This window comes from Streptomyces sp. QH1-20, assembly GCF_041283565.1.
In the GTDB taxonomy this organism is placed as follows: domain Bacteria; phylum Actinomycetota; class Actinomycetes; order Streptomycetales; family Streptomycetaceae; genus Streptomyces; species Streptomyces syringius.
Genome location: NZ_CP166299.1, coordinates 883,735 through 905,613, shown reverse-complemented (window position 1 = coordinate 905,613; position 21,879 = coordinate 883,735). Strand labels below are relative to the sequence as shown.

At 72.9% G+C, this 21,879-nt stretch carries 18 protein-coding genes; 11 read left to right on the top strand and 7 right to left on the bottom strand.

What is annotated here, in order from left to right:
* Positions 1-34: 34 nt before the first annotated feature.
* The 6 genes from AB8O64_RS04160 to AB8O64_RS04135 all read left to right on the top strand — a co-directional run bounded on the left by AB8O64_RS04160 (position 35) and on the right by AB8O64_RS04135 (position 9,103).
* A complete protein-coding gene (locus AB8O64_RS04160; protein ID WP_370417908.1) occupies positions 35-1,300 on the top strand; it encodes an MFS transporter in 1,266 nt (421 codons plus the stop codon).
* Entirely contained in the window at positions 1,297-3,114 is a 1,818-nt protein-coding gene (locus AB8O64_RS04155; protein ID WP_370417907.1) for an alpha/beta fold hydrolase, read from the top strand. Before AB8O64_RS04160 ends, AB8O64_RS04155 begins: the two co-directional genes overlap by 4 nt.
* Before the next feature lie 277 nt (positions 3,115-3,391).
* Positions 3,392-5,314: a RiPP maturation radical SAM C-methyltransferase gene (locus AB8O64_RS04150; RefSeq protein ID WP_370417906.1), complete on the top strand. Its 1,923-nt coding sequence runs from the start codon at positions 3,392-3,394 to the stop codon at positions 5,312-5,314.
* 89 nt (positions 5,315-5,403) lie between these two features.
* Positions 5,404-6,078, top strand: a complete 675-nt coding sequence (locus AB8O64_RS04145) for a DUF5825 family protein (RefSeq protein WP_370417905.1) — start codon at positions 5,404-5,406, stop codon at positions 6,076-6,078.
* Positions 6,079-6,322: 244 nt separating this feature from the next.
* On the top strand, positions 6,323-7,936 hold the full coding sequence (locus AB8O64_RS04140; RefSeq protein WP_370417904.1) for a phospholipase D-like domain-containing protein: 1,614 nt from the start codon (positions 6,323-6,325) through the stop codon (positions 7,934-7,936).
* 243 nt (positions 7,937-8,179) lie between these two features.
* Complete coding sequence (locus AB8O64_RS04135; protein ID WP_370417903.1) at positions 8,180-9,103, top strand: D-alanyl-D-alanine carboxypeptidase family protein; 924 nt, start codon at positions 8,180-8,182, stop codon at positions 9,101-9,103.
* Here the strand turns inward: AB8O64_RS04135 and AB8O64_RS04130 are convergent.
* From AB8O64_RS04130 to AB8O64_RS04110, 5 genes are all read right to left on the bottom strand, one after another.
* Positions 9,073-10,032: an alpha/beta fold hydrolase gene (locus AB8O64_RS04130; protein WP_370417902.1), complete on the bottom strand. Its 960-nt coding sequence runs from the start codon at positions 10,030-10,032 to the stop codon at positions 9,073-9,075. The two genes, AB8O64_RS04135 and AB8O64_RS04130, sit on opposite strands and share 31 nt — an antisense overlap.
* A gap of 196 nt (positions 10,033-10,228) precedes the next feature.
* Positions 10,229-11,581 carry a wax ester/triacylglycerol synthase domain-containing protein gene (locus tag AB8O64_RS04125; RefSeq protein WP_370417901.1) on the bottom strand — a complete coding sequence of 451 codons (1,353 nt, stop codon included), beginning with the start codon at positions 11,579-11,581 and terminating at the stop codon, positions 10,229-10,231.
* Between the two features lie 92 nt (positions 11,582-11,673).
* Positions 11,674-12,918 (bottom strand): glycosyltransferase, encoded by a 1,245-nt coding sequence (locus AB8O64_RS04120; RefSeq protein ID WP_370417900.1) that lies wholly within the window; start codon positions 12,916-12,918, stop codon positions 11,674-11,676.
* A gap of 104 nt (positions 12,919-13,022) precedes the next feature.
* A complete protein-coding gene (locus AB8O64_RS04115) occupies positions 13,023-14,165 on the bottom strand; it encodes an amidohydrolase family protein (RefSeq protein ID WP_370417899.1) in 1,143 nt (380 codons plus the stop codon).
* A complete protein-coding gene (locus AB8O64_RS04110; protein ID WP_370417898.1) occupies positions 14,166-15,524 on the bottom strand; it encodes a glutamine synthetase family protein in 1,359 nt (452 codons plus the stop codon).
* A gap of 204 nt (positions 15,525-15,728) precedes the next feature.
* On the opposite strand from AB8O64_RS04110, the gene AB8O64_RS04105 reads away from it, so the two are divergent.
* The 4 genes from AB8O64_RS04105 (at position 15,729) to AB8O64_RS04090 (ending at position 18,428) form a co-directional block, all read left to right on the top strand.
* On the top strand, positions 15,729-16,739 hold the full coding sequence (locus tag AB8O64_RS04105) for a TIGR04222 domain-containing membrane protein (protein WP_370417897.1): 1,011 nt from the start codon (positions 15,729-15,731) through the stop codon (positions 16,737-16,739).
* 107 nt (positions 16,740-16,846) lie between these two features.
* Positions 16,847-17,515, top strand: coding sequence for a lysophospholipid acyltransferase family protein (locus AB8O64_RS04100; RefSeq protein ID WP_370417896.1), 669 nt, complete (start codon positions 16,847-16,849; stop codon positions 17,513-17,515).
* Positions 17,516-17,632: 117 nt separating this feature from the next.
* Positions 17,633-18,001, top strand: coding sequence for a hypothetical protein (locus AB8O64_RS04095; RefSeq protein ID WP_370417895.1), 369 nt, complete (start codon positions 17,633-17,635; stop codon positions 17,999-18,001).
* Positions 18,002-18,092: 91 nt separating this feature from the next.
* Positions 18,093-18,428 (top strand): hypothetical protein, encoded by a 336-nt coding sequence (locus AB8O64_RS04090; protein ID WP_370417894.1) that lies wholly within the window; start codon positions 18,093-18,095, stop codon positions 18,426-18,428.
* Positions 18,429-18,499: 71 nt separating this feature from the next.
* Here the strand turns inward: AB8O64_RS04090 and AB8O64_RS04085 are convergent, their stop codons facing one another.
* Positions 18,500-19,312 carry an ABC transporter ATP-binding protein gene (locus AB8O64_RS04085; protein ID WP_370417893.1) on the bottom strand — a complete coding sequence of 271 codons (813 nt, stop codon included), beginning with the start codon at positions 19,310-19,312 and terminating at the stop codon, positions 18,500-18,502.
* A 181-nt stretch (positions 19,313-19,493) separates the two neighbouring features.
* Here AB8O64_RS04085 and AB8O64_RS04080 point away from each other — a divergent pair, with 181 nt between their 5' ends.
* Positions 19,494-20,495 (top strand): ABC transporter substrate-binding protein, encoded by a 1,002-nt coding sequence (locus AB8O64_RS04080; protein ID WP_356781756.1) that lies wholly within the window; start codon positions 19,494-19,496, stop codon positions 20,493-20,495.
* A gap of 96 nt (positions 20,496-20,591) precedes the next feature.
* Here AB8O64_RS04080 and AB8O64_RS04075 read toward each other — a convergent pair whose 3' ends face one another.
* On the bottom strand, positions 20,592-21,725 hold the full coding sequence (locus tag AB8O64_RS04075) for a M20 family metallopeptidase (RefSeq protein WP_370417892.1): 1,134 nt from the start codon (positions 21,723-21,725) through the stop codon (positions 20,592-20,594).
* Positions 21,726-21,879: the final 154 nt, after the last annotated feature.

The window sequence follows — 21,879 nt, the reverse complement described above, 5'->3', positions numbered from 1 at the left end:
ATTCCCCGTCCGGGAAATCCGAGGCTGTGGAGAGATGAGCGGCAAGGAGAGCGAATTACGCACGACCGGTGCCGGAACGGGAACCGCGCCAAGGGATTTCCTGTATTTCTGGACAGCCGGCGCCGTCGACGGACTCGGCACCTACGCGTCCGCGCTCTTCCTCCCGCTGATTCTCCTGGCGTCGGGCAGCTCACCGGGGACCGTCGGGCTCGTGGCCTCCGTCTCCCTCGTCGGCGGGCTCCTCGTCTCGCCGTTCGCCGGGGTGCTCGCGGACCGCGGCTGCCGCCGCGCCCTGATGGTCCGCTCCGCCCTCGTGGCCGCCGGGGCCATGGGCTCGGTCTTCGTCGCGGTGGCCTGGGGCAGGGTCACCCCCGCCCATGTGCTGCTCGCCGCCCTCGTCGAACGCGTCGCATGTGCCCTCTACGCGGCGGCGGCACAGGGCACCGTCCGGGCCCTCGTGCCGCCCGAGCGGTACACGACCGCCATCAGCCGCCTCCAATCCCGTGACCAGGCCGTACAGATCGTCGGCCCGTCCCTGGGCGGTGCCCTGTTCCAACTCGCCCGCTGGGTGCCCGTACTCGCCGACGCGCTCTCCTTCCTCTGCGTCGCCGTCCTCACGCATGCGATCCGGGCCGACCTCACCCCCTCGCGCGCCGCGCGCCGCGACCGCTTCACCCGGGAACTGGCCGAAGGGCTGCGCTTCGTCCGCCGCGAGCCGTTCCTGCGGTTCGTGACGCTGTGGACCGCGGGGCTCAACGCCGTACTCGGCGTGCTGTACTTCCACGCCGTACTCGCCTCCCACGCCCGGGGCGCCGGGGCCGCCGCCATCGGGCTGATCCTCACCGTCAGCGGCCTGTGCGGGCTGGCCGGCGCGCTCGCCGGCCCTTGGGTGATCCGACGGCTGGGACCGGTCCGCGTCGTCGTGGCCGCCTCCTGGCTCATGGTCCCCGCCGCGGCCGGGCTCGGGTTCGTGACGCACACCTGGGCGTACGGGCTGCTCCTCGGCACCGTGAGCCTCGCCGCCCCCGCCGTGGGCATCGTGCTCCACGCGCGCGTGGTGCTCCTGACCCCCGACCGGCTCCAGGGCCGGGTGGGCACCGTCCTCGGCACGGCGGGCGAGACGGTGGCCGCACTCGCCCCGGCGGCCGCGGGCGCCCTCGTGGCCTGGACGGGCGGCCGGGCGGTCGCCTTCGGCAGCGCCGGCGCCCTCGTGGGCCTGGCCGGTTACTGCACCGCGCGGCGCGGCCTCGTCCATGGAGCCGGTGACCCGGCGCGGCGGCCCGAGGGCGTGGTCGGATGACCGCCACGCGCGCGTGGGGCGTCTACCGGCCCGTCCTGCCGGAGGTGTGCCCCACCCGGCCCGACCGGATGGTGTACGTCGGCGACGCCGGCGGCCGCTGCGAGGTGTTCACCTGGGACCGGGCCACCGGGCGCTCCCGGCAGGTGACGAAGAGCCCCCACGGCACCCTGCTCTGCGCCGTCGACGCCGACTGCGTCGTCTGGTGGTTCGCGGAGGGACAGGACGGTACCGGCATCTGGTGCACCCAGGACTTCGACGGCGGCCCGCGCACTCCCGCGTTCCCGGGCGTGCCACCCGGGCACTTCGCCGGGCTGGCCTTCGCCGAGGACGGCACGGTCGCGCTGGGTCTGCGACGGCCCGACGGCACGACCGTCCACCTCGGCCGACGCGGCGAGCGGCCGCGCGCCCTGTCGGGCCACGAGGGAGCCGTCCGGCTGTGCGACGTGGCCCCGGGCGCCGGTCTGCTCGCACTGACCCGGTCGGCCCGCGCGCCCGAGGCTGTCACCGTCGTTTCGGCCGACGGCCGTCCCGTGGCCGCCCTGGCGGGCGGCGAGCGACCGCTGTGGGCGCGGGGGTTCGCCCCCGGCGGCGGTGCGCCGCGCCTGTTGCTGATCCAGCAGTACGAGAGCCATTACCGCCTCGCCACCTGGACCGCCGACGGGGGCCTGTGCCCGCACCCCTGGTCGGCGCGCGACACCGAGTTCACCGCCCGCTGGTTCCCCGACGGCGAACGGGTCCTGATCCGGCAGGAACGGCACGGCCGGACGCTCGTCGGCGTCGCCGACCTCAGTCGGGGGACGCTCACCCCGCTGGCCACCCCGCCCGGCAGCCTCCTCGACGCCGCGCCCGCCCCGGACGGCGACCTCCATTTCGTCTTCACGGACGCGGTGACCCCCGCCCGGCCCATGACCCTCTCCGGGGCACCGCTGCCCGGGGGCGACGCCACCCGGCTGCCCAGCTTCGGCACCAGTGAGGAGCTGTGGACGGACGGCGGCCCCGACGGCCCGGTGCACACCTTCCTCTCCCGCCCCACCGGCAGCCGTGGCGCGCAGCCGTTGGTCCTGCTCGTCCACGGCGGCCCCGCCGACCACGACCGCGACGTCTACGACCCCATGGTGCAGTCCCTGGTCGGTTCGGGGCTGGCCGTGGCCCGGGTCAACTACCGCGGCTCCACGGGCTACGGGGCCCGCTGGCGCTCCGCGTGGAGCGAGGGCGTCGGGCACACCCAGGTGGCCGACCTCGTGCGGGTGCGGGCGGACCTCGTACGCCGCGGCGTCGCCCGGCCGGACGCGGTCGGGCTGTGCGGCACCTCCTGGGGCGGCTATCTGACCCTGCTGGCCGCGGGCACGCACCCCGGCCTGTGGGCGGCCGCGGTGGCCGTCAAGCCGCTCGCGGACTGCGCCACCGCCTACCACCACTCCACCCCGGCCCTCCAGGCGCTGGACCGGGCGCTGTTCGGGGGTACGCCCGAACAGGTGCCGGAGCGCTACGCGCACGCCTCGCCGCTCACTCACGCCTCGGCCATCCGCGCCCCGCTCCTGCTGGTGGCCGCCCGGCACGACACCAAGTGCCCGCCGCGACAGGTCGAGGTGTTCCTGGCGGCGCTGGAGACGGCCGGGGTCCCGCACGACGTCGGCTGGCTGGACTCCGGCCACGACGGCTACGACGGCGCCGAGCACGCCGCCGTCACGGAACGGTCGGTGCGCTTCCTCCTGCGGAGGCTGACGCGCCCGGCCGCTCCGTCCACAGACGCCCGGACGCCGCACGGTGTCCGGTCGGCCCCATCGGCACCTGCCACCACACCGAGGAGGTGAACGCCATGCAGAAGGACGTCATCAACAACGACCCGCTCGAGGGCGACGAGGAGAGCCGCAAGCCCAGCGTGGGCATCAGCATCACCGTGCCCTTCCGTTCCGCCGAGGAGCCCGAGGAGTAGCCGCACCCGGGGGCCGGGCCGCCGCGGCGGCCCGGCCCCTTCGCTCTGACGGCGCTCTGACGGCTCTGACGGATCTGTATTCGGGATTTTCCGCACCGGTGAAGAAGGCCCGGCGGACGAGTAGTTCGCACGGGATCCGATAAGAGAGGCCAATTGTGCGCGTAACCCTGGTCAACATGCCCTGGGCCCCCATCGATCTGCCCTCGCTGGCGCTGGGAATCCTGAAACGCAGCATCGACGAAGGGGTGCCGGGGGCACACGCCGATGTGCTGCACGCGAATATCGACTATGTCGACTGGATCACCGAACGGCGCGATGATTTCTCGCTCGCCGACTATGAATACTATTCATTGGCCTCCTACTTCCTCGGCTGCGGCGACTGGGTGTTCTCCTCCGCGCTCTACGACGACGACGCCTGGCGGGTGCCGGAGTTCGCGGACGCGATGGGCCGGAAGATCGGCGCCCGGCGCCTGGAGACCACCGTGCAGCTCCACGCGAGCGCGACCGCGTTCATACGGACCGTCGCCGAGCGCATCGTGGCGGCGGAACCCGATGTCGTCGGCTTCACCTCGACGTTCCAGCAGAACACCGCCGCCCTGGCCGCCGCGAAGTATGTGAAGCGGCTCAATCCGGCCATCAAGACCGTGATGGGCGGCGCCAACTGCGACGGCAAGCAGGGCGAGGCCGTCCACCGCAACTTCCCCTTCGTCGACTACGTCGTCCGCGGCGAGGGCGAGGAGTCCTTCCCCGCGCTGGTCGGCGCGCTGCGCGACGGCTCCGGCCTCGACGCCGTCACCGGGCTGTGCCGGCGTGACGCGGACGGCGGCTCGCACGCCAACCCGATGAGCACCAGGCCCCTGCCGCCCGCGGCGATCCTGCCACCCGACTACACGGGCTACTTCGAGCGGCTGGCCGCCTCCGCGGCCCACGCCTGGGTCGAGCCCAAGCTGGTCGTGGAGGGCGCGCGGGGCTGCTGGTGGGGGGAGAAGCACCACTGCACCTTCTGCGGGCTCAACGGCTCGTTCATGCAGTTCCGCAGCAAGAACCCCACGGTGTTCTTCGAGGAGATCGTCGGGCTCGCGGCCAGGCACCGGGTGCTCGACATGTACGTCGTCGACAACATCCTCGACATGGGATACGTGAAGTCGCTGCTGCCCCGCATTATCGACAGCGGCTACGACCTGCGACTGCACTACGAGATCAAGGCCAATATGCGCAGCGGTCAATTGCAGACACTCGCCGACGCCGGTCTCATCTACGTCCAGCCGGGCATCGAGAGCCTCAGCAGCAAGGTCCTCGGCCTCATGGACAAGGGCGTCACCGGCTGCCAGAACGTCCGTATGCTCCGCGACGGCGCGGCCGCCGGGCTCTCGGTGGCCTGGAACTATCTGCACGGGTTCCCCGGCGAGGAAGCGGCGGACTACGACGACATCACCTGCCAGCTGCCCGCCCTGGAGCACCTCAACCCGCCCGTCGACCAGTCCGCGCGCATCGCCATCGAGCGGTTCAGCCCGTACTTCAACAACCCCGGCATGGGCTTCAGCGACCTGCGGCCCGCCGAGCCGTATCGCATCACCTACGACCTGCCGGAAGCGGAGATGTTCGACCTGGCGTACGTCTTCGACGTACCGCCGCGCGGCGTCGGCGAGGACGTGGTGCGCAGGCTCAACGACGCCCTGACGGCGTGGAAGGGGGCCTACGCCGCCAGCCGGCTGACGCACTGCGATCTGGGCGAGCGGATCGTGCTGGTGAGCCGCCGCCGGGGCTTCGACTGGCGGACGCTGGAGCTGACCGACCCGGTGGAGGTGGCGCTCTTCCGGCTGCTCGACCAGCCGCACACCCTCGTCGCGGCGGCGCGCAAGCTGCGCGAGGAGCACCCCGGCTCGGACGCCGGCACGATCGAGGCGACCCTGCGCCGCTGGCGGGAGCTCGGCCTGGTCTTCGCCGACGGCGGCCAGTACGTGCACGTGGCACCGCCCGCGGTGAACGAGGAACTGCTGCGCCTGGACCACATGCGGCGGACCGAGGCGGAGGACGCGGCGGAGACGGAACCGGCGCTGCAGAGCACGGGAGCCTGATGCGGCGGGCCGGGTCCGCCCGGCGCCCGCCCAGCTCGCACGTCGGCACCGGGTCGGCACTCGACCCGGCACTCACGAAGGGGATTTCCATGACGGCAGCCGCCGCGTCCACGACGCCGGACGCGCTGAGGGTGACGCTGTGGCGCGACTACGACCGGGCCGCCTGTGCCGTGCCCGGCATGCTGATCGGGTCCCGGCACCTCGACGGGCCGGGCGCGGGGCACGCGCGCAGTCTCTTCGACGCCGGTGCCCGGCGGGTGGTCGTGGCGGACCCCGTCGATCTGACCGGCCCGATGGACGACGCGCGCGCCGCCCGGACGGTCCGGACACTGAGCCTCATCGGTGACCTCACCAGCCTCGCCCTCGCCGTCGACTGGACCGTACGGCCGGGGCCCGAGCCGCACGACTGGCGCCGGCTCGGCCATCTGCACCCGCCCACCGCCGTCCTCGGCGTCCCGGACCCCCGGGGTGTGCTGAGCGAGTGGCGTCGCGGCTACTACATCTGCAAGTGCGTGTACCGGCGCGGGCCGGGCTTCCTCCAAGTACGGGACCGGCGGTACCGCGAACTGCGGCGCTTCACCATCGACGAGCCCCATTACCAGGAGGCCATCGAGGCGCTGGCGGACGGCGCCCGGGCCGAGGACCTGCCGGCCGACGCGGTGGAGGACTTCCTGCGCGAGGACCTCGCGGTGCGGTTCGGCGATCACCTCTGGTGGGCACCGTACCGGGTGGGCCGCTGGCCGCAGGCCCAGATGGTCATCTGACCCCCTTCGCCCGGGCATCCGGACACCTGTCGGTCCGTCAGGAACCCGCTCGTTCCCCGACGTCCACGCTGTCCGGAACCCGACGGTCCGGGGGTGGGCCCGGGCGCCGGACGGGTCATTCACCTGGTAACTTCCAAGAGTTGATCATCTGTACACCTTGTCATGGGATGTACATGGGCCATACCTGGCCCAAATGTGTTATGTCGTTCAACTCTTTACTTCGCACTTTGTTAAGGAAGCAACAGTGGTCAGACTCAGCCGTGTCCGTCGTCTCGCGGGCTCCGTCACGGTCTCGGCGGTGGCCCTCGCCGTCCTGCCCGCCACCCCGGCCTTCGCCGCCGACCCGGCCACCCCGCACCTCGACGCCGTCGAGCAGACGCTGCGTCAGGTCTCGCCCGGTCTCGAAGGCGACGTGTGGGAGCGCACCACCGGCAACAGGCTGGACGGCTCGGCCGCGGACCCCTCCGACTGGCTGCTCCAGACCCCCGGCTGCTGGGGCGACGACAAGTGCGCCGACCGCGCCGGCACCAAGCGGCTGCTCGCGAAGATGACCGAGAACATCGGCAAGGCGACGCGCACGGTCGACATATCCACTCTCGCGCCCTTCCCGAACGGCGGGTTCCAGGACGCGATCGTCGCCGGGCTCAAGGAGTCGGCCGGCAAGGGCAACAAGCTGAAGGTCCGCATCCTCGTCGGGGCCGCGCCGGTCTACCACATGAACGTGATCCCGTCGAAGTACCGCGACGAGCTGACGGCCAAGCTCGGCAAGGCCGCCGAGAACATCACGCTGAACGTCGCGTCGATGACCACGTCGAAGACCGCGTTCTCCTGGAACCACTCCAAGATCCTCGTGGTCGACGGCCAGTCGGCCATCACCGGCGGCATCAACAGCTGGAAGGACGACTACCTCGACACCGCGCACCCGGTGTCGGACGTCGACCTCGCCCTGACCGGCCCCGCCGCCGGCTCCGCGGGCCGCTACCTGGACACGCTCTGGACCTGGACGTGCCAGAACAAGAGCAACATCGCCAGCGTCTGGTTCGCCGCCTCGGGCAACGCCGGCTGCATGCCGGCGATGCACAAGGACAGCAACCCCAAGACGTCCCCGGCCACCGGCAACGTCCCGGTGATCGCCGTCGGCGGCCTCGGCGTCGGCATCAAGGACGTCGACCCGAAGTCGACGTTCCGCCCCGACCTGCCGACCGCCTCCGACACCAAGTGCGTGGTGGGACTGCACGACAACACCAACGCCGACCGTGACTACGACACGGTCAACCCCGAGGAGAGCGCGCTGCGGGCGCTGGTCGCCAGCGCGAAGGACCACATCGAGATCTCCCAGCAGGACCTCAACGCCACCTGCCCGCCGCTGCCCCGGTACGACATCCGGCTCTACGACGCCCTCGCCGCCAAGATGGCCGCGGGCGTGAAGGTGCGCATCGTCGTCAGCGACCCGGCCAACCGCGGCGCGGTGGGCAGCGGCGGCTACTCGCAGATCAAGTCGCTGTCCGAGATCAGTGACACGCTCCGCAACCGCCTCGCGAACATCACCGGCGGCCAGGCGGCCGCCAGGACGGCGATGTGCTCCAACCTCCAGCTCGCGACCTTCCGCAGCTCCCCGAACGGCAAGTGGGCCGACGGGCACCCGTACGCGCAGCACCACAAGCTGCTCTCCGTCGACAGCTCCACGTTCTACATCGGCTCCAAGAACCTGTACCCGTCGTGGCTGCAGGACTTCGGCTACATCGTGGAGAGCCCGGAGGCGGCCAAGCAGCTCGACGCGAAGCTGCTCGACCCGCAGTGGAAGTACTCGCAGGAGACCGCCACGGTCGACTACGCGCGCGGGATCTGCAACGCCTGACCCTTCGCCCGGCACCCCTCGGGGGCACTTCGCGCCACTGCCGGCGCGGGGTGCCCCCGCGGCGCTTCCCGGGCGGTACCCGGCCATGCGCCACAGCAGCATGGCACGGCCGCGGGTACCGCCCGACGCCGTCCCGGCACGGTCACCCGTTAGTGATCTTCAATTTCGTCACGTCCGTCACCGGGTGCGAGCATGCGGCCCGCGACCCGAACTCGGGTCCCTTCATGAGGAATTGGAGCATCAATGCAACGATGTGGGGGAAGCCCGGCCCGTCGGTGGACCGTGGCCCTGACCGCGACGACGGCCGCCTTCGCCGTCGCACTCCCGACGGCCACCGCCGAGGCGACGGGCGGCCCGAAGGGGATCGGTGCGAAGGGCGCCTATCTGCTCGACGGCAGCGGCGGCAGACTCTGGGAGGGCAAGGCCGCCGACATCAAGCGGCAGATGGCCAGCACCACCAAGGTCATGACCGCGGTCGTGGTCCTGGAGACGCCGGGCGTCGACCTGAACAAGCCCGTTGCCATCAAGCAGTCCTACCGCGACTACGTCGCACGGACGGGCGCCAGCACCGCGGACCTGCGCGTCGGTGACAAGCTGACCGTGCGCCAGCTGCTGTACGGACTGATGCTGCCGTCCGGGTGCGACGCCGCCTACGCGCTCGCGGACACGGTCGGCAGCGGGGGCAGTGAGAAGGCGCGCACCGCGTCGTTCATCGGGAAGATGAACGCCAAGGCGGCCCGGCTCGGGCTGCGCGGCACCCACTACGACTCGTTCGACGGCATCTCCGCCCACGGCCGCAACCACACCACCCCGCGCGACCTGGCCGAGCTCGCCCGGCACGCCCTGCGCAACGCCACCTTCGACGCGGTCACCCGGTCGACCAGCACCCGGCAGAAGGCGACCAACGTCAACCGGACCTACACCTGGTACAACACCAACCAGTTGCTCGGCGCGTACCCCGGCGTGATCGGCATCAAGACCGGCACCGGCAGCGCGGCCGGCCCCTGCCTGGTCTTCGCCGCGAAGCGCGGCAAGCGGACCGTCGTGGGTGTCCTGCTCAACGACGCCAACCGCTACCCCGACGCGTGGAAGATGCTGGACTACGCCTACCGCACCCGCACTCCGATGAAGCTGCGTCAGCTGCCCTCGGGGGCACACGAGGACTGACGCTCCCCGCCCGTGCGGGGCGCGGGGAAGGGGCTCCGGCGGCCGATGTACTCCACGGGATGGCAGTAGTCCAGGCCGCCGAGGGACTCGCCGGAGAAGAACCGGGTCAGCAGGTCCGCCAGCTCCGTCGGGCGTTCCAGATGCACCAGATGGTCCGCGTCCTTGAACGTGGTGAAGCGGGCGTCGGCGCATCGGTGGGCCGCGTCGCGGCTCAGCGCCGGGGTGGTGAGCGGGTCGTGCTCTCCCGTCGCCACCAGGACCGGGACCCGGATCGTCGGGCCCCCGGGGTCCGGGTGGCCGAGCAGCCGGCGGCTGTTCTCGAGGAACTTCGCGAAGTCGTTGGCGGACAGATCGCCCAGCGCTCGGGAGAGACACCGGACGACCGCCGGACGGCGCGAGACCGTGACGCCCGGGGAGGAACACATCATGGAGTCGAGGACCGCGTCCTCGATTTCCGTGCGGCGGCCCTGTTCGCCGAGCCGCAGCACCCGCTCCATCCGGGCACGGACGTGGTCGGTCAGCTGTGCCATCGTGCCCATGAGCGCCAGTCGCTCGGTCCGCTCCGGGTGCTGCTGCACCCACTGGTAGGCGATGGCGCTGCCGTATGAGGCTCCGAGGATATTGACCGGGCTCGGTGCGGCCACGGAGAGGAAATCGTCGAGGGCACGGGTAAGGAAGTCGAAGCCGTACCGGGCGGGCAGCGCGTCGGCGGTGCCCGAGCCCGGCAGGTCCACGGTGATCACGCTGGCGGATCTCCGAAGGGCGCGTTCCAGCCGGCCCCAGGTGTCCTGGTACTGGAATGCCCCGCCGACGAGGACAACGGGTGCCATCCGCGCGTTGGGCTGGTGCACGACACGTCCGTTGTACGCGTAGCCGTCGCAGCTGAGCCTGATGACCTCTTCGTGGAGGGGGGCGAGCGTCGTCGTCACGATGGTCTCCGTTTCACGGTCGGTGTCGCGTCCGGACGGCTGCTCACGGCAGCTCGCGGCAATGCGTACGACCGGGAATCTCGTGGGGGGTTTCACCAGGGGCAACGACAGGTCAGCCCGCGCGTTACTGGCCGCCCGCCCGACAGGCGTGAGCGGTCACCCAACGTCGCCCCGTGCGCCCCGGGAGCCCGACGCCTCACAACCGCAACGCGTGGATCTCGTCGTGGATGAGGCCGGACAATCGCGGGGCCAGATTCCGGTGCTGGTGGTCGGTCACGACCGTCACCACGGCGTTCGCGTCGTGCAGGGACAGGGTCACCGCCACGGGGTGGCCGGTGCTGAGCGTGGGCAGGGCCGATACGGCCACCAGCGGCGCGGTGCCCAGGGCGAGCGGACCGGCGTAGGTCGCCAGGCTGCTGCACAGCAGGGAGGAATAGAGGGGTGAGGCCACATAACGGCCGAGGGCGTCGGTCAGGCGGCCGTGCCGGCCCCGGGTCCGGGACACCAGCAGGGCCTGCGCCTGCGCCCGGCCCTGCAGCGCGGCGCGCCGGGTGAAGCTGTCCACGGCCGCGAGCCGCCGCGCGGCGCGCCGGTGCGTGGGGAGCGGGACCCTGATCGTGGCGTAGTGGTTGCCGAGGACGTCGGCGTCCTCGGCGGTGCGCACGTCGACGGGGACCATCGCGCAGACCCCCGGCAGCCGCGGCCAGCGCCCGGCCAGGCCGGCGGTCCGCAGGGCGGCGGCGGTCGCGGCGAGGAAGACGGCGTTGGTGGAGGCCCGGCCCGAGGGCAGGGCGTCGCGGGCGGCGCTCAGGGTCGCCTTCGGTACCCGCTCGAAGGACAGCACCCGCCGGGCGTCCACGGGCCCGTGGAACGGCAGCGGGCGGGCCTTGGGCAGCACGTCGGTGAGCGCCCGCGTCAGTGCGCGGCGCGTGGGCGCGGCGGACGGCGCGTGCGCTCGCGATGCCGCGCTCCCCGGCAGCGGTGCCGCCGACGCGTCGAGCAGGCTCCGCAACAGCGTGACCATCGACTTGCCGTCGAGCAGGGCGTGGTGGACGCGGATCAGCAGGGCGAAGCCGCCGGGCGAGGGCAGCAGATGCAGCTGCCACGGCGGTCGTACGGGCGCGAGCGGGCGGGCCAGCAGCAGCGCCGTGTCCGCCTCCGGCGTCGCGTGTCCGCTGTCCGGCCCGGCGGTGACGTGTGCCGCGGTGTCGAACTCCGGGCCGGGCGTCCACCGCGGCCACACCGTCGCCGAGGACGCCGCGGGGGGCATGAGCCGCAGCCGGGGGAACGCACCCCAGCGCCGGCGGACCCGCTCCCGCAGCTCCGGCAGCGGTGGTGGGGGGCCTTCGAACCAGGCGAGCAGCCCGGCGGTCATGCAGAGGTGTTCGCTGCTCTGCTGCCCGTGGAACCAGGCGTCCAGCGGCGGCATGGCGATGCCCGCCGCATACGGCGCGGGCTGCGGACCGCTCGTGTCGCGGCGTGGCCGTGGCAGGCCGGTGGTGTGGTCGGCGAGGGCGTCCGGGGAGGTGTCCTGGGTGCGTTCCGTCACGAGAGGTCCTGATTCTGAACGGGGCGTCGGCGTCGTGAATGCGGGGCCGTCGGGCCGCAGGGGGAGAACCGGCGGGGGAGCGGACAGCGGGGTCAGGAGGCCAGGGCGGCGGCCGCCCGGGCGACGGCCCCCGCGCCGTCCTCCTGTGCCAGCCGCTTGGCGAACGCGGTGGCCCGCTCGGCGAAGCCCGGCTCCCCGGTCGCCCGCCGCATCGCGTCCGCCAGTCGGCTCGCGGTCAGCTCCCGGTGCGGCAACACCCGCGGGCTCACGCCCAGTTGCACCAGCCGGGCCGCCCACCAGGGCTGGTCGGTCAGCACCGGCACCGGCACGGCGGGCACCCCCGCGCGCAGCCCCGCTCCCGTGGTGCCCGCGCCGGCGTGGTGCACGACGGCGGCCATGCGCGGCAGCAGCCAGCCGTGCGGCACCATGCCCACCGTGATGACGTCGTCGTTCACCACGGACAGCCCCGCCCACCCGGACTGGACGATGCCCCGGAGCCCCGCCTGCCGCAACGCACGGGCGGTGATGGCGCTCAGCCGCTCGGGGGCGTCGGGCATATTGCTGCCGAAGCTGACGAGCACCGGTGGCGGCCCGGCGGCCAGGAAGTCCGTGACCAGCGCGGGCGGTGTCCACAGCGGGCACTCGTGCGGCCACCAGTACCCGGCGACGCGCAGCTCGGGCCGCCAGTCCGAGGGGCGCGGGACGACCGAGGGGCTGTACCCGTGCCAGATGGGCCAGCGGCTGGCCTCCCGCGCCCTGCGCAGCCGGTGGCCGCTGCGGTACGGCAGCCCCAGCCGGGCGTGCAGCCGCCGGTAGGCCGCGGCGTAGAGGGCGTCCATCGCGACGTTCACCGCCCGGCCCCGGAGCCGGTTGGCGTACCCCGGCTCCCGCCACGACAGCGCGCACGGCGAGAAGGCCGCCGTGGGGGCGTCGGGCTGGAGGAAGACCCCCATGCTCGGGATGTCGTGGTAGCGGGCGACGACCCTGCCCACCGGCGCCGCGATCGTCGAGAGCATCACCAGGTCCGCCGAGGGGTCCACCGCCGTGATGATCCCGTCCACGAGCCCCGCCGCGGCCCGCTCGGTGGCCTGCGCGAGCCGCTGGACCGCCCGCAGCGAGCGCCCCCCGTGCCGGAACCGGGTGTGCGCGCCGATCAGCTCCTCGAACGGGTCGGCGGGCAGCGGCCGCATGCGCAGGCCGCAACAGGTCACCAGTTCCTCGAACTTCGCGTGGGTGACGATCTCCACGTCGTGGCCCTCGGCCACGAGACGGTGGCCGAGACCGGTGTACGGGGCCACCGAACCCATGGTGCCCGCCGTGATGATTTGGATGCGCATGACCCGGCCCTCCCGCCCGCCGGGACACGGCCGGCGTCTGACGAACTGCCTCACCGACCCAACGAGGAGGAACCGGCCCGGATACGGCGGCGGCGGGACAGGCCCTACGGTGTGTCCGCCCCGCCCTCCCCGAGCCGGTAGACCCGCCGCGCGTTGCCCGCACCGATCAGATCGGCGACCCGCCGTGCGTCGTCCGGCGACCAGGCCCCGTCGTTCACCCAGCCGGTCAGCAGCCGGGCCAAAGCCCGGCGGAAGAGCTGGGCGCCCACGACATAGAGCTCCGGCAGCCCGTAGGCGTCACTGGAAAACATGATCTTGCCGAACGGGGCCAGTTCCAGCATCTCGCCGAGAACGGCCTCGGCCCGTGTCCCGGTGTGGGTCAGGGACAGGCCGACGTCGGTGTAGACATGCGGGAAGGCGTGGGCGAGGTAGCCGGCGCCCCGGTGGTACGGATAGCCGTGCAGCAGGACCAGTGAACAGCCCGTGGGGCGCACGGCTCGTACGAAGTCGGTGAGCAGGAGCGGATCGCAGCGGTCCAGGCGCAGATCCGGGTCGCCGAAGCCGGTGTGCAGCTGGAGCGGCAGGGCCGTGCGGGCGGCGGACCACAGCAGGTGGCGCAGCAGCACCGGGTCGGCCAGCCGCCCGCCCGGCGTCCGGCCGCCGAGCCAGCGGGCCGCCGCCGCCCGGACCTCGGCCGGGTCCGGAGGGGCGGGGTCGAAGTCGAGTCCGTACCGGTAGGCGACCACCGATTTGAAGCCCGCGGCGGTCCGGGCGGCGTCCCCCACGGCGGTGGCGAGGGCGTGGAGAAAGCCTTCGGTGGCATCGGACGAGCCGACGCCGTCGGCGACGCGCTCGGCGAGGGCCTCCAGACGCACGATCTCGTGCGCGGTCGCGGCTCCGGCGGCCGCCAGCTCCTGAGGGCTCGTCAGGTCGCCGGGGAGCCCGGTGTCCACCAGGTAGTCGGTGATCCCGGCGGCCCGCAGCAGCCGCCCGGTGACCTCCCGCGCGCCGAGTTCGCGTCGGCGGGCGAGATAGCGGGCCGGCGGGCAGTGCGCCGGGAGGTCCAGCAGCGGCGGGCACCAGCGGCGCACCGCGAAGCCGAGCTGGGTGTCGAAGAAGGTGGTGCCCGGCGCGGCGGGCGCGTCGGACTCGGTGAGGAAGGACGCGAAGTCCTCCGGAGTGAGATCGGCGCGGGCCACGCCGTGGCAGTGGTGGTCCACCAGAGGCGTCGCCGCCGAGGGGTGCACTCAGAACCGCCTGCGGGTGGCGTCGGCGATCTCCTGCGGCGCGGCGCCGTCGAACAGCGCCGCCTCGCCGCGGCGCACCGCGACGACGGCCTCGAACAGCGGATCACCGAGCGCGGTGCGCAGCAGCGCCGAGCGGCTGAAGCGCTCCAGCGCCTCCGGCAGCGAGGCCGGCAGCCGGGTCTCCCGGCCGGTGGCGACGGGGTCGCCCGTGACCGGCGGCGGGAGCGTCAGCCCGGCCTCGATCCCGGCGAGCCCGGCGGCGGTGACCGCGCCGACCACCAGATACGGGTTGGCCGCCGCGTCGAAGCACTTGACCTCGGCGTTGGCGCCCGAGGGGTCGTCCGAAGCGCCGGTGATGAAACGCAGCGCCGCCTCCCGGTTCTCCAGGCCCCAGCACTGGAAGGCCCCGGCCCACTGCGAGGGTGCGAGCCGTAGATAGCCGGCCGGGGTGGGGGCGCCCAGGGCGAGCAGGGCGGGCAACTCCCGGAGCAGCCCGGCGAGGAAGGCCTCGCAGACCTCCGTCATGCCGTACGGGCCGTCGCCGCCCCGGCACAGATTCCCGTCCTCGTCCCAGAGGCTCAGATGCAGATGCGCGCCGCTGCCGACGCTCCCCGCCTCCACGACCGGTGCGAACGAGGCGGTCAGCCCGTGCCGCGCCGACACCGCGCGGATGGTCTCGCGGACCAGGACGGCGAGGTCGGCGGCGCCGACCGGGTCCGCCGGCGCCACCGACACCTCGAACTGCCCGGGGGAGTACTCCGGGTGGATCTGCAGCACCTCGACGTCCTGGGCGGCGAGCGCTTCGAGGATGTCGCGCAGATAGTCCGACAGTTCGACCAGCCGAGTCATCCCGTACGCCGGGCCCGCGCACGGGTACCGGATCTCCGTCTCGGTGAGATCGCCCCGGGTGACGACCCATTCCGTCTCGAAGCCCATCCGCAGCAGCAGGCCGCGTGCCGCGGCCTGCTCGGTCATCCGCCGGGCGAACTGCCGCTGGCAGGCACCGTACGGGTCGCCGCTCTGTTCGTACCGGTCGACGGGCGCCCAGGCCCAGCCGGGCTGGGCGGCCAGCACGGTCAGCCGGTCGAGATCGGGGAAGAGCCGCAGATCGCCGTCCGGCCCGCCGATATGGGGGCTGGCGACGGCGGAGTCGTCCGTGAGATAGACATCGAAGGAGGGCGACATGCCCACGCCGCGCCGCGCGGCGTGCGGGAGCCGGGCGGTGGGAACGGCCTTGACCCGGGTGAGGCCCGCGACATCCACCCAAGTGAGGGCGACGCCGTGGATGTCCATCGCCGTGAGCCGCGCCGCTTCCTGCCGCGCAGCCGACTCCGCCCGCTCCCGATCCGGCCTCTCCATGGCTGCATTACACACCATCAGGTGGGACACGTGGGGGAGTTGTGCGGATCACCGCCCGTCCCGTGCGCGCCGACGCGCCGGGCGTCGCCAGGGGCGCCTGCGATGGGGCGGGAGGGGCGCAAGAGGTGGCGCGAATGACGCGGCCCACCGGTTAGCGTGTCCCCAATAGTTGATCTTGTTGTTGTTTCGGGGGGTCGGTCGGACATGGATGTGCCGCTGTTCTTTCTCGCGTACGGCTACCTCGTCGTCGTGCTCTGCGCGGCCCTCGGCGGGGCGGCACGTCTGGAGGCCGCCCAACGGCGCCGGGAGGGCGGGGATCCGGCCGACCCCGCGCCGCTTGCCGCGGACGCGGCCGGCGGCGCCGGCCGCGAGGTGCTGGAGGTCGCGTGGCTGAGCGGTGGTCCCCTGCGCGTGGTCGACACCGCGCTGGTCGCCATGGAACGCGACGGGCTGCTGCGGATATCCACCCGGCTCTCCGCCGGCGGCCGGGTGCATCTGACCCGGGGACGTGGCCCGCGGACGGCTGTCGAGGAGGCCATCGTGCGCACGCACGGGGAAGCGAGGGCGCGCGGGACGTCCGTCCCCGAGGTGCGGCCCTTGCGCCGGCTGTGCGGGCGCACCCCCGAAGTCCTCGACATCGGGCGTTCCCTGAGGGCCCGGGGGCTGGACTACGGCCTCACCTGGCGGTGGCTGTTCCGCGGCTGCGACCGTGTGCTGAGGATTCTCACCTACCTCTGCTTCGGCTTCATGGCGGTCGTGACCGTGGTGGGGTTCGTGCACTTCACCCGCGACCCGGCCTGGGGACCCCACATCCTGCTCTGCGACGCGCTGGCGGCGGTGGCCGCGCTGCTGTGCGGGCTGGTGCGCCACCACGTGCTGCCCCGGGCCGGTGACCGGACGACGGCGGGCGCTGATCTCGCGCGGGGCGTCCGGCGCGGTGGTTCGCCAGGAAGTGGTGCGGCCTCCTCATCGGCGGGGCTGATGCTGCGCGTGGCGCTCGACGGTGTGGGGTGTCTGCCGGACGCCCCGCTGCGGGAGCTGCTGACGGAGTGCGGTGCCGGATCCGACGGCGACACGTCGTGGAGCGACTTCTTCTCCGGCGGCGGCTCGGACGCGGGCTCCGGCGGCGACAGCGGTGGCAGCGGCGGGGACAGCGGTTCGAGCGGCTGTGGCAGCAGCTGCGGGAGCAGTTGCGGCAGCAGCTCCAGCGACTGAACGGGCTCATCCGCTCCGACCGCCCCCAGCCCCTTGAGTACCCGTACTCAGGTGCCCGGGCGTTCCGCCGGGGGAGCATGGCATCACGGATCGTCAAGGAGAGGCACGTGCTCAGCACCTTCGCGCATGCGGTCGTACCCGCCCTCGGCCGCTTCCGCGTCACCACCGACGTGGCGGCGGGGATCGCGCCGGGGAGCATCATCGCCCCCAACCACACGTCGCTGATCGACCCGGGGCTGGTCCTCGCGGCGGTCCGCCGGCTCGGAGCCGAGCCCGTCTTCCTGGCGGCCGCCGGTCTGTGGCGGATCCCCGTCCTGGGCCATGTGCTCGCCCGCGAGGGCCATGTGCCCGTCCGGCGCGGCACCGACGCGGCCGCCGGAGCGCTCGACGCCGCCGCCGAGGCGCTGGCCGACGGGCGGGTCGTGGTCCTCTATCCCGAGGGGCGGCTGCCGCGCCGCCCGGACTCCGGGGAGGCCGAGCCCGGCCCGTTCCGTACCGGGCTCGCCCGTCTGGCGCTGGCGACCTCGGCCCCCGTGATCCCGGTGGGGCAGGCAGGGGCCCGCCGGGTCACCTCCGGTTCGCACGCCAAGCAGATCACCGGACTGTTGACGGCGCCACTGCGCAGGCCCGCCCTGCACGTCCACGTCGGCGCGCCCGTGCATCTCGCCGGTGACGTGGCCGCCGCCACGGCCCACGCCCGCGCGGCCGTCACCGGAGCCTGGCGGAAGGCGGCCGGACGGCTCGGCCTGCCCGCCGTCGCTTCCCGCGAGGGCTAACGCGCAGGACATCGGGGGGAGTCGAGGGCCGGACGGTGACAGACCGTACCCATCATCGAAATCTTCACTCGTTCGACTGAGTGCACCCAGGGTAATCGGCCAACTACTCTTGGTGTTATGAGTGTGCGGGGTCGTGCTGTCCTGAGGTCCGCGTTGCGGGCCCTGGCCGTCGCGCTGATCTCCGTGCTGCTGACGCTCTCCGGATCGGCCGCGGAAGGCCTCGCCGCCAGCGTCGGCCGGGAGGAGACCTCCGGCTCCCTGTCGGCGGCGGCCTCCGAGGAGTACGCCGCCTGTGCCTCCGAGCAGCGGGGCTCGCGCTCCGGGCGGCGGTCGGGCCGTCCGCCCGGGAGGCTCGGCGGCGCGTTGCCGCCCACCGTGCCCCCGGGAGTGGACGCCGGACGGTCGCCGGATGAGCGGGCCGTGCTCCGCACCGACGCCGTCGCGCTCGCCGCCGCCCGCGCGCGGCACGCCGTCCTGCGCTGCTGAGCGGAACCGCGCCCTCGCCTCCCCGTCGGAGGCCGTGGCGCCGCGCGTTCACCTTTCCGCTCACCCGTAGTGCGACAGCAGGAGAGACGTCATGCCCCTCGACCCCGCGCGTGCCATGGACGCGTATCTGCGCGCCCAGGCCTACCGCACACACCGACCCGAGCCCGAGCCCGCCCCCATCGTCGTCGAGGAGTACCGCGACGTCCAGGACGGGCGGGACGACGAGAAGGACGACCACGAGGCCGGCGCGGCCCGCCGCGCCGACGGAGAGCCGGCCGAGCCGGCCGCGGAAGTGGCCACACGGTCCGGGCCGGCGCCGAACGCCCCGCCCGCCGCCCCGCGCCGGCCGGGGGTGCTCGCCCGGCTGCTGTCCCTGCGTCAGGGGCCGGTGAGCGACCACCACGGCAGGCCCGAGCCTTCCTCCTGAGCCGGTTCGCCGGGCCGGGTGCCCCCGCGTCAGGGCGCCGCCGGGCCGGGCCCGGTGGGCCGGGCCGCGGCTCAGGCCGTGGCGGAATCCCGCACGCCGGCTTCGGCCGGCGTGCGGGTGGCGGGCACCACCACGGGGGAGCCGTCACCCGGTGCCTGGAGGATGTCGGCCTCGATGCCGTACAACTCGCGCACCAGGGCCGCGTCCACCACGTCGCGGGGCGGGCCCTGGGCGACGACGGTGCCGCCCTTCATGGCGATGACGGTGTCCGCGTAACGCGCGGCGCTCGCCAGGTCGTGCAGGACCATGACGACGGTCCGGCCCGCGGTGGCCACCTGCTTCACGAGGTCGAGGACCTCCACCGCGTGGCCGATGTCGAGCGCGCTGGTCGGCTCGTCGAGGAGCACGATCGGTGTCTCCTGCGCCAGGACCATCGCCAGCCAGCAGCGTTGGCGCTGACCGCCGGAGAGCTGGTCGAGGCGGCGGTCACCGAGAGCGGACACCCCCGTGGCGAGCAGGGCCTCGTGCACGGCCCGCTCGTCGTCGCGGGACCACTGGCGGAAGAGGCCCTGGTGCGGGTGGCGCCCGTAGCGTACGAGTCCGGCCACCGTCACCGCCTCGGGGGCCAGCGGGGACTGGGGGAGCAGGGCGATGCGGTGGGCCGCCTGGCGCTGCTTCAGCTTCCAGATGTCGGCGTCGCCCGCGTGGACATGGCCCGACTCGGGTTGGTGCAACCGGGCGACGCAGCGCAGCAGGGTCGACTTGCCGCAGCCGTTGGGGCCGACGATCGCGGCGACCTGACCCGAGGGGATGGTCAGGTCGACGCCCGCCACGGCGCGGTGGCCGGGGTAGCCGGCGGTGAGCTGTTCGACGCGGAGCTCCACAGGTGGCAGGCCTTTCCAAGACGTTCGCCGCAATGTGGACCCTCCCGACGGAAGGGCCTTAAGGTAAGGCTAACCTAATGACTCATGGGTCCCACGTGGGGGTGATCTCCCACGCGGAACGCTGTCCCCTTTTCTGTTTTCCTGCCTTGTTCCTTTCCCCTTTTGACGCCCGGAGCACTCGATGACCTCGACCCACCGCCCTCTTCTGCCCGCCTCGCGCCGCGCGGCTCAGGTTCTCGCCGCCGTGGGGGCGGCCGCGTTGCTGGTGACCGGCTGCGGCTCCGACAACGGCTCGGACGACAAGGGTTCGGAGTCGACGTCGCAGGGTGCCGGTGGCGGTCAGACGCGTGAGATCAAGGACGCGACCGGCAAGCTCGTCAAGGTCCCGGCCCAGCCCAAGCGGATCGTGACGCTCACGCAGGAGGACCTCGACGCGGTGCTCGCGCTCGGCCTCAAGCCGGTCGGCATCACCAACGGGCAGGGCCTGAGCAAGCCGCCGGCCTACCTCGAGGACAAGGTCAAGGACATCAAGGTCGTCGGCAACCTGCTCCAGCCGGTGATGGACAAGGTCATCGCGGCCAAGCCCGACCTCATCCTGGCCGGCGACATGCAGGACGAGCAGGTCCTCAAGCAGCTCCGCGAGATCACCCCGGCCACGCTGGTCACCATGGCGCCCACCGACGACTGGAAGCTGTCCTTCCGGGGCATCGGCAACGCGCTCAACAGCATGGACAAGGCCAACAAGGTCATCGCCGACTACGAGGCCAAGGCCAAGAAGGCCGGTGGCGAACTGGGCGACAACAAGGGCGCCGAGGTCAGCATCGTCCGCTGGAACCCGGACGGCCCGAGCTGGATGGAGAAGAAGCAGTTCGCGAGCGGTGTCGCCCTGGACATGGGGCTGAAGCGCCCCAAGGCCCAGGACAAGGACGGCAACGCGCACACCCCGGCGCTGAGCCTGGAGAAGATCAACGAGATCGACGGCGACTGGCTCTTCCTGTCCACCCTCACCTCCGACGGTGAGAAGGCGCTGAAGGACGTGCAGAGCAAGCCCGCGTACAAGGACCTGAACGCGGTGAAGAAGGACCACGCCGTGACGGTGAACGGCTCGGTCTGGTCCACCCGTGGTGGCCCGCTGGCCAGCCAGGTCGTCATCGACGACATCGTCAAGGCGCTGAAGAAGTAACCGGGGCTCGACCCGGACCCCGGTCCTCAAAGCGCTGGACGGGCAGGCAAGCCCGTCCGGCGCTTTGAGGACCATGCGGTTTGAGGAAGCCCGCTCCTACGCCCGGCGCGCCGTCGCGAAGTCCGCCGCGGTCCAGGCCATGCCGATCGCCCCGTCGAGCAGCGCCCGCTCACCCATCGGTGACACCGCCGCCGCCACGAACTCCGCCTCGTGCGGCCCGCAGGCGCCGTCGGTGATGTCGAGCACCGGGTGGATCGAGGGGACGACGTGCGAGACGTTGCCCATGTCCGTACAGGCGAACGCGTCCCGCTGCTGCGGCTCCGGGCGGCCCAGCGCACGGGCGTTGTCGCGCCACAGCGTGATCAGCTCCGCGTCGGTGCGGAAGTCCAGATAGTCGGGCTCGGGGCGGGTCAGCTCCACCTCGCACCCGGTGGCGAGCGCACCGGCCCGGAAGCACGCCTCGACCCGCTCGCGCAGCTCCCGCAGGTCCTCGGCGGCCGAGGCCCGGATCTCGTACTCGGCGGTCGCCCGGTCGGGAATCGCGTTCGGCGCGGTGCCCGCGGCCGTCGTCACGCCGTGCACCTTCCAGTGCGGCGGCAGTTGCTGGCGCAGCAGCCCGAGGGCGACCTGGGCGACGGTGAGGGCGTCGGCGGCATTGCGGCCCTCGTGCGGGTTGAGGCTCGGGTGCGCGGCCTTCCCGGTGTACGCGACGGAGAGGGTGCCGAGCGCGAACGAGCGGAACTCGGCCACGTCGAACGGGCAGGGGTGCACCATCATCGCGGCGTCCACCCCGTCGAACGCACCGGCGTCCAGCAGCAGCGCCTTGCCCGCCCCGCGCTCCTCGGCGGGGGTGCCCAGGACCCGTACCGTCAGCCCGAGTTCGTCGGCGAACGGGGCGAGGCCGAGGGCCGCGCCGAGTCCCGCCGCGGCGATCAGATTGTGGCCGCAGGCGTGCCCGAGGCCCGGCAGGGCGTCGTACTCGCAGACGACGGCCACGGTGACGGGGCCGGAGCCGAAGCTCGCGGAAAAGGCGGTGTCGAGGCCGTACGCCGGGGCCGTGACGTCGAAGCCCTGCTCCCGCAGGAGTTCGGCGCACCAGGCGGCGGCGCGGTGCTCGGCGAAGGCCGTCTCGGGGTGCGCGTGGATGCGGCGGCTGAGCGCCAGCAGGCTCTCGCGGTGCGCGAGGACCCGCTCCTGTACGGCGGTCTTGAGGCCTTGGCCCGCGGTCATGTCCAGCTCCTGTCCGTCCGGCTGACGCGCCGGCTGTCGGTCCCTTCCGCGTGAGCGGGGGGTCACACTCACAAGGGATCAAAAAATAGCTTAGGCTTACCTAAGCTGACACGCCGGGGTATACACGGCGTGCCCGGAACGAAGCCAGATATCG